At 40.4% G+C, this 6,730-nt stretch carries 7 protein-coding genes; 3 read left to right on the top strand and 4 right to left on the bottom strand.

Features of this window, described 5'->3' with window-relative positions:
* Positions 1–152: 152 nt before the first annotated feature.
* Together EI162_RS12825 and EI162_RS12820 are read right to left on the bottom strand one after the other, a co-directional pair.
* Complete coding sequence (locus EI162_RS12825; RefSeq protein WP_192524714.1) at positions 153–452, bottom strand: hypothetical protein; 300 nt, start codon at positions 450–452, stop codon at positions 153–155.
* On the bottom strand, positions 442–705 hold the full coding sequence (locus EI162_RS12820) for a hypothetical protein (RefSeq protein ID WP_192524713.1): 264 nt from the start codon (positions 703–705) through the stop codon (positions 442–444). Before EI162_RS12820 ends, EI162_RS12825 begins: the two co-directional genes overlap by 11 nt.
* Positions 706–903: 198 nt before the next feature.
* On the opposite strand from EI162_RS12820, the gene EI162_RS12815 reads away from it, so the two are divergent.
* Positions 904–1,101 (top strand): hypothetical protein, encoded by a 198-nt coding sequence (locus tag EI162_RS12815; RefSeq protein WP_192524712.1) that lies wholly within the window; start codon positions 904–906, stop codon positions 1,099–1,101.
* Entirely contained in the window at positions 1,101–2,774 is a 1,674-nt protein-coding gene (locus tag EI162_RS12810; protein ID WP_192524711.1) for a MobA/MobL family protein, read from the top strand. Before EI162_RS12815 ends, EI162_RS12810 begins: the two co-directional genes overlap by 1 nt.
* Before the next feature lie 320 nt (positions 2,775–3,094).
* On the opposite strand, the gene EI162_RS12805 is transcribed toward EI162_RS12810, so the two are convergent.
* Both EI162_RS12805 and EI162_RS12800 read right to left on the bottom strand, forming a co-directional pair.
* A complete protein-coding gene (locus tag EI162_RS12805) occupies positions 3,095–4,096 on the bottom strand; it encodes a PAAR domain-containing protein (RefSeq protein WP_087815156.1) in 1,002 nt (333 codons plus the stop codon).
* A gap of 172 nt (positions 4,097–4,268) precedes the next feature.
* Entirely contained in the window at positions 4,269–4,625 is a 357-nt protein-coding gene (locus EI162_RS12800; protein WP_087815158.1) for a DMP12 family DNA mimic protein, read from the bottom strand.
* Positions 4,626–5,123: 498 nt separating this feature from the next.
* On the opposite strand from EI162_RS12800, the gene EI162_RS12795 reads away from it, so the two are divergent.
* Entirely contained in the window at positions 5,124–5,861 is a 738-nt protein-coding gene (locus EI162_RS12795) for a tetratricopeptide repeat protein (RefSeq protein ID WP_192524710.1), read from the top strand.
* Positions 5,862–6,730: the final 869 nt, after the last annotated feature.

Raw genomic sequence — 6,730 nt, 5'->3', positions numbered from 1 at the left:
TTAAAAAACTAAGGTGAAAAGATAAGTAAGCCTGAACCTTTGAAAATAAAGGGCTGTAGCTTAAAAAAAGCCAACTAAAACATTTAATATTTTTTAAAAAAACAAATTATATTTAAAAAAACGTTAAAAAAAAGTGTTTTAGTTGGTCTAACTTAGTAAGCGCCTGATGACCAGTAAATTGCTGATAGGGTGAATATGTCTGTGTCAGCATTTCTTATGTACGCCAAGCCTTTATTTTGAAGGTCTGCATGAAAACTATTCATAGCATCCCCCCAAGTTTCAGCATAGTTATTAGCTAATTGGATCAATTCATCGCTAGTGAAGTTACCTCGATAGTCTACCTCACCAGCTGATTTATAAGATTCCATTCTATCGTCACGTTCGCTAATCCATTCTGGAATTTTTACCTTATCGTTATTGTCCTTAGTCGAAATAAAATAATCATACGCCATGATTAAAACCCCTCTCAAAATTGCTTCTTAACTCTGTGATAACGTCCTCTAAGCGGTCTAAATCTGTTTTGCGTGTGATGTTCTTACCAATCAAGTTAAGCAGCTGCTCTGCTATCTGTGGGTCATCTTTAGCCAAAGATAACATCATGCCACCGATGATGACTTTCTGACCAGTCTCTAACTTTCTTTGTTTAGTTTTTAGTCGGTTTAGCTCGTCTTGTTTGCGTGCTATCTTCTGTTCTATTGTTGGCATAATCCCACCTAGATATATCAATGTTTGTGTTAGTATAACAGTGAATTGGAGAGCTTTCACTTATCTGTCTTTTTAGATAAGTGCGCACTTACGACTTGTTAAACCCTTACACTTTGTTTCATGGTTTCAACAAGTCCTAAGAGCGTCCTGCGGAGCAAAAGCCAAAATGACCAAGTCTCAAAAAAAGGAATAAGAATAATGAGTCTATTTGAAGCATCAAGTTTTGAGAAGTACAAAGAGCTTGCAACCAGTGAACCGATCACGGTTGATCTAACCGCAGACCAACAAGCGGTCATATTAAAGACGCATGACTACGGTTTAAATGCCCTCACCGAGATTGAAGAACGGCTGTTATTAGGCATTATGTTCACCCTAAAAAATGAGATACATCCCTAATGGCAATCTATCACGCCACCACCAAGCCGATCAGTCGTAGCAGTGGCAGAAGTGCCACGGCATCGGCTGCTTATCGTGCTGGTACTGAAATCAAGGATGAGCGAACAGGGCTTACCCATGATTATAGTAAGCGTGGGGGCGTTCTTCTTGCCACTGTTTTTGATAAAGACGATAACGAAATTGATAGAAGTGAGTTGTGGAATTTAGCGGAACAAGCCGAGAAGCGAAAAGATGCTAGAACGGCTAGAGAGTGGATAGTTGCTATTCCATCTGAGTTAATGCCCGAATACCCAGAACAGTTAACCGATGATGAAAGGCGAAGTACCGAGCTACTTACTGACTACCAGTTGCGAAAAGAGTTTGCGGAGCATCACGCAAAAGATTTTTCAGGAACGCAAACCGCTTTAGATTTTGGAAAGATGCTATCTAAAAAATATGGCGTTGCGGTTGACGTAGCCATTCATGCTCCCGATGAAGAAGGCAGTAATAAAAATTATCATGCTCACATTATGACCACGACAAGAGAAGTCAGCTTGTCAGCTGATGGTCAAGTTGAGTTTGACGACAAAGCGACCATCGAGCTATCAAATACTAAGCGTAAGACGCTAGGGCTAGGCGCAACAAGCATCGAGATAAAAGAGCTTAGGGCAGAATGGGCTAAGATAGCCAACCAAGCCCTAGAGCATAACGGCTTTAATGAACGCATCGACCACCGCAGCTATGCCGAACGTGGCATCGAGCAGCTACCTACGCAAAAACTAGGGTGGAAAGCGTCAGCAATGGAGCGCAGAGGACTGGAAACAGACAGGGGCGACATTAACCGAGCTATCAACGCTGGTAATCTAAAAATAAAGGGTTTAGCGCTAGAAATTCGCATCGACACCAACAAGAGGGAAGAACAAAAGCAAGCCTTAGAGTTTCAGCAGGGCATGGACGCACTCAGAGCCAAGCAACAAGCAGCCAAATCCCTAACAGCTACCAACACCCCACCGCCACCCCCAAAGCCGCAAATAGAGGCTGATATTGCCCCTGTAATTGAAGGGCAGACTGTCAACGAAGCGTTAGATGTGCAGCAAGGCTTTGATAAAATGGTGGCACAGACTGCGGAGAAGATTAGGGCAAAGACCATAGAGCCATACAAGGCTGATATGACAAGGCTTGCGGCTGAACATAAAGCATTAAAAGATAATAATTCATGGCTAGGTAGGGGTAAACGTGAAAAGCAGATGAAAGAGCTAGCTAGTGAGTACAAAGGGATCAAGAGAGATTTTAATGCGACCAAAAAGCGTGATCTTACAATGGATGCTAAAAAAAATATCGAGCATACAGCCCCCCAAGCCCACGCCACGCATGAGCAAGCAAGGGAGACACTGAATTATCACGCATCGTTCAGATATGGGGCTACAGAAGCACAGGCAGGGCGACAGTACACAGGAGAGATAACCGCAGTGACTCGTCTTGGCGTTATGCAGAAGACCCCAACAGGCAGGAATGTTTACCATGACTTAGATAGCTTTGAGGAGTTGCCGAACGTGGGCGATAAAGTAAGGGTGACTTATAACAAGGATAACAAAGCAGAGCTTGTTACAGTAGATAGAGCAGAGTTGACAAGGCAGACACAGCAAGCAGAGCTAGAACGGCAACAGAGCCAAGGTATAAAGATTGATCGCTAAAAGAGACGGTTTTATATTAACCCCACATTCCCATAGAAGCGCTAACCATAAAAGATATCACTGTCATGAAGAGTGATAATAAAACGGACACAATTATGCAAAGAGCTCCAACAGGAGATGCTAAGACAATAACTTTTCTATAGAAGCCGAAATATAATAGAAAGTAAATAGGACTTAGAGCAACAATTATTATTGAAGGGATTAGCCCTATGTAATGGTAGATTGTACCAAACATAATGATGATAAATTCCATAAATTTGATAGCTGATAAACTCCTGTTATGAACGACCATAAATTAGTAAATAAAAAATCTTATAATACTACTTTTTAAACTCGTCAATTACTACTTGATCAACTCTTCCCCATGTATTAGCTCGAAGTAGAACATTAGGACCGCCTAACAGTCCAGATCCACCTCCCTCAGTTAATATATGTATATTACTTCCTTTTAGTATAACTCTTCGCTCAACAACTCCTGGATGTAACTTATGGTTTTCCAAAGTTTCATTTCTAACACCAATTTGATTTCCTGCACTGTCATAAAGGCCAGAAGATTGAATGCTATCCTCTCCCCATGGCCCAGGAATATCTGCGTTAGAAACGTTGTTTCTACCTGGTGAAATAGGTGTTTTTTGTTTTGGATACACGCCTTTTTTGTTTAAGAAATTCACTACGGATTTGATACTGCAATTAGGATCATGTATTGAACATACAGGCGGCGATATATAGTCATAAGCATGATTACCATCTTTAGTGAAATTCACATAGTCATTATTCCCTACAGGTTGTCTTCTATCTTCTATGCCTTGTAATCTAGCTCTCTCTCTCGCTGCAGAAGATCCTGGTATTTCATCTGTGCCATACATGCCAGGGCCTGCCCAAAGTCCACCCTCTTCCAATGCTTGTTCAGTAGACACGTCAACCCAAACCCACAAGTCATCATCAGACATTTCATCTTCAGAATCTTTATCGTCAGAAGCTGCAAGGCTTGCAAACAAACTTTCTGGATCAGATTTAGGAAACTGTATAGGCGCTGGTTGCTCAACGCTCATCACCTCAAAATCAGATTCACAGAACGATTGCTGAACCGCGATCAGTTTAGCACCGCAGCTGGTCACATCTCCTGCGCGAGCAATGGGTGCACCATCGACAATAAACGAGGCGTCCCCAGTCAAAATAGTCGTCAGTTTTTTACATTTCTTACAAATGACTTTATCGCCTTTACGCGATATTGGAATACCGTTATGAGTGCTGTGTAGCGAGCCACTAATCACTTTACCGCCATGAGTTGTCGTCGCACCTACGGTGATATAAGCTGCCATAGTATCGTCCTAAATATTATTATCTAAATTCTAACATAATAAATGGACATAAGTTGACACCCAGTTCTTCAGAATCATACTTTTATCTTTGATGGGCGTATTAGTAAGCATTTAATCTAAATGGCAGTTGCACAGAATACAGGAGGGTCTTAAAAGATGATATCTAGGCTTATTATCCAAAATTCATTATCACAGCTTTTTCATGTAGCATTGCATAGTCCAAAATCTCAATTATTTTCATGATATTCCTATCCTTTAATGCAACCTCTTTTACTATAGCGTTGCGTATGTTTTGGATTTCTTCATCAAAAATAACATTACTATCAGACGGTCCTATCATATAGTCTGTGTGATCTGACATTAAATCCCATAGACCTACTTCATGATAATAATCTAATTGTTCTTGAGTAAGAGATAAAACAGTAGCAGCTTCTGAATGATCATATCCCCATTGCAACATTTCACTATAATCATCTATATTAATGTCGTCAGGTGAGCAAAAAAAGCAGTATTCAGGTGTTTTATTCATTAGTCTGTGTTCCTTATATGTATTTGTTGTTGCATAGCCTCTTTCCCCTTAAGGCCTCTAGTAGATGGAGGTTTGCCATCTGGTAAAATATTCTGTCTACGTGTCTTATCATATATTTCATAGTAATTGTGTTCATTGTCTTTGGTGATTGTATAGCGGCTATCGCTACTCGTGTATCTCGTTTTTACACCGTCCTTACTAAGAACACCTTTTGCATTTGGTGTGAATTTTTCATGACTATCTTTTAAAATTCCTTTCGACCAATTCGGACTGAATTTTAGATAATTATCAGCTCTATTCTGCTTGTTTAGCACGACATAGAGTGTCATTGTTCGCATAAAGCTGCATTATGGTAAATGGGTTTAGGCCGGTTTTATCCCCTTAAATTCACGAAGAAAAAGCCCCCAGCTGGGGGCTTTTTTTTGCGCTAACAAGTCAAAATTTTTTATTGATAATGCTACTATGTAATCAACATTTTTTAATACGTGAACCCAATATATGACCTTTTCTAAATTCAAATCTAAATTAGCTATTGCCCTTTTTTCTCTCACCTTATCCCTACCAACCTTAGCTGTTACATTTGAAGAAACCCAAAGACTAGCCAATCAGGGCGACGTAAACGCTCAATATGAAGTGGCGTTGCACTATGCCTATGGCATAAATATCCAATCGGATAATAAGGAAGCATTCAAGTGGTATCAAAAAGCGGCTAATCAAGGTTTTCTAGATGCGCAATTTAAACTAGGAGAAATGTATAAAACTGGCCAGGGCGTTCAGCAGGATTACGCCAAAGCATTTAAGTGGTATCAAAAAGCGGCTAATCAAAATGGTGCAGATTCGACATTTAGTTTAGCAGCGCAAAATAATTTAGGAATAATGTATGCAAACGGCCAAGGCGTACGTCAGGATTATGCCAAAGCATTCAAGTGGTATCAAAAAGCGGCTAGTCAGGGTCTTTTAGAGGCGCAAAGTAACCTAGGAGCATTATATGCAAACGGCCAAGGCGTACGTCAGGATTATGCCAAAGCATTCAAGTGGTATCAAAAAGCGGCTAATCACAGTGGTTCTCATCCAGCGAATGCAGTTGCGAAAAATAGCCTAGGTATTATGTATGAATATGGCCAGAGCGTACGTCAAGATAAACGTAAAGCTAAAGAATGGTATGGTAAGGCTTGTGATAAGGGTAACCAGAATGGATGTGACAATTATCGTAGGTTGAATGAGCAAGGTTCTTGATAGTTTTAATGGGTTAGAAATAGCTGAGTATGGTCCCCATGTAGGGAGTCGAGACGCTAATTTAGTCATTATTTCAAAATTTAATTAGCAATAAACAAAAATAAAGCCCCCTAATACTTGACGTAATAGGGGGCTTTATCGTTTAATGTTCATTAACGGTTACAGACGTTTGGCGACGCCTGTAACGACCAAATAAGCATACAAGGTGCGTTATTTGACCAGCAATTAAGCCCATTAGGGTCTATTTTAAGCCAAATCTAGGCTATTTTGCAATCAAATTACCTCTTTTAGTGATTTTAAAACCCAGTTCTTACAAAACAAAACCGTGGTTTTACAATTTATTTGCTCGTTACCTTCCACCAATTAACGCCTTGTAACTGTTCCCTTGTAATGGGTGGCAGGCATCAGTGACGACTGCATTTCATGGGTGACAGTAAGCTCTCGACAGGGGGTTCTGGACATATTGAGCAACGCAATGAGTGGTTATATTGTCTTTTGAAGCGGTACATTGGGTGTTATGCCCTTGCTAGCATTAGAAAGCGTATAGCGGTTAAGAGCGTGTCTAGGCGGTGCTATCAGCCGTAATCTTAACAGGGTCAGCTTGATACAGTGATGACCTCCTGATGAGTGTCCCAAGTCGTGCCGAGGGCATGAGTGAACACCGTCAAGGTAACAACACTAAAGGATTTGCAGTTTTTCAACTGCGAGTCCTTTAGGGTGAGTGTTCCCTGATTTCAGAACCCAGCCAAACCAAGAGCATAAGAACAACTTAGGCTCAGTCAAGTGTTATATAGCCCACTAGGCTATATAACATAAGAGATTGAAGAAAAATTTAAGTTAAGATAATAATAGCAAAAAAAAAAAAAAAA

The sequence above is a fragment of the Psychrobacter sp. FME6 genome (assembly GCF_014861365.1).
In the GTDB taxonomy this organism is placed as follows: domain Bacteria; phylum Pseudomonadota; class Gammaproteobacteria; order Pseudomonadales; family Moraxellaceae; genus Psychrobacter.
The sequence above is the reverse complement of the archived record's forward strand: the minus strand, read 5'-3'. Positions and strand labels throughout refer to the sequence as shown.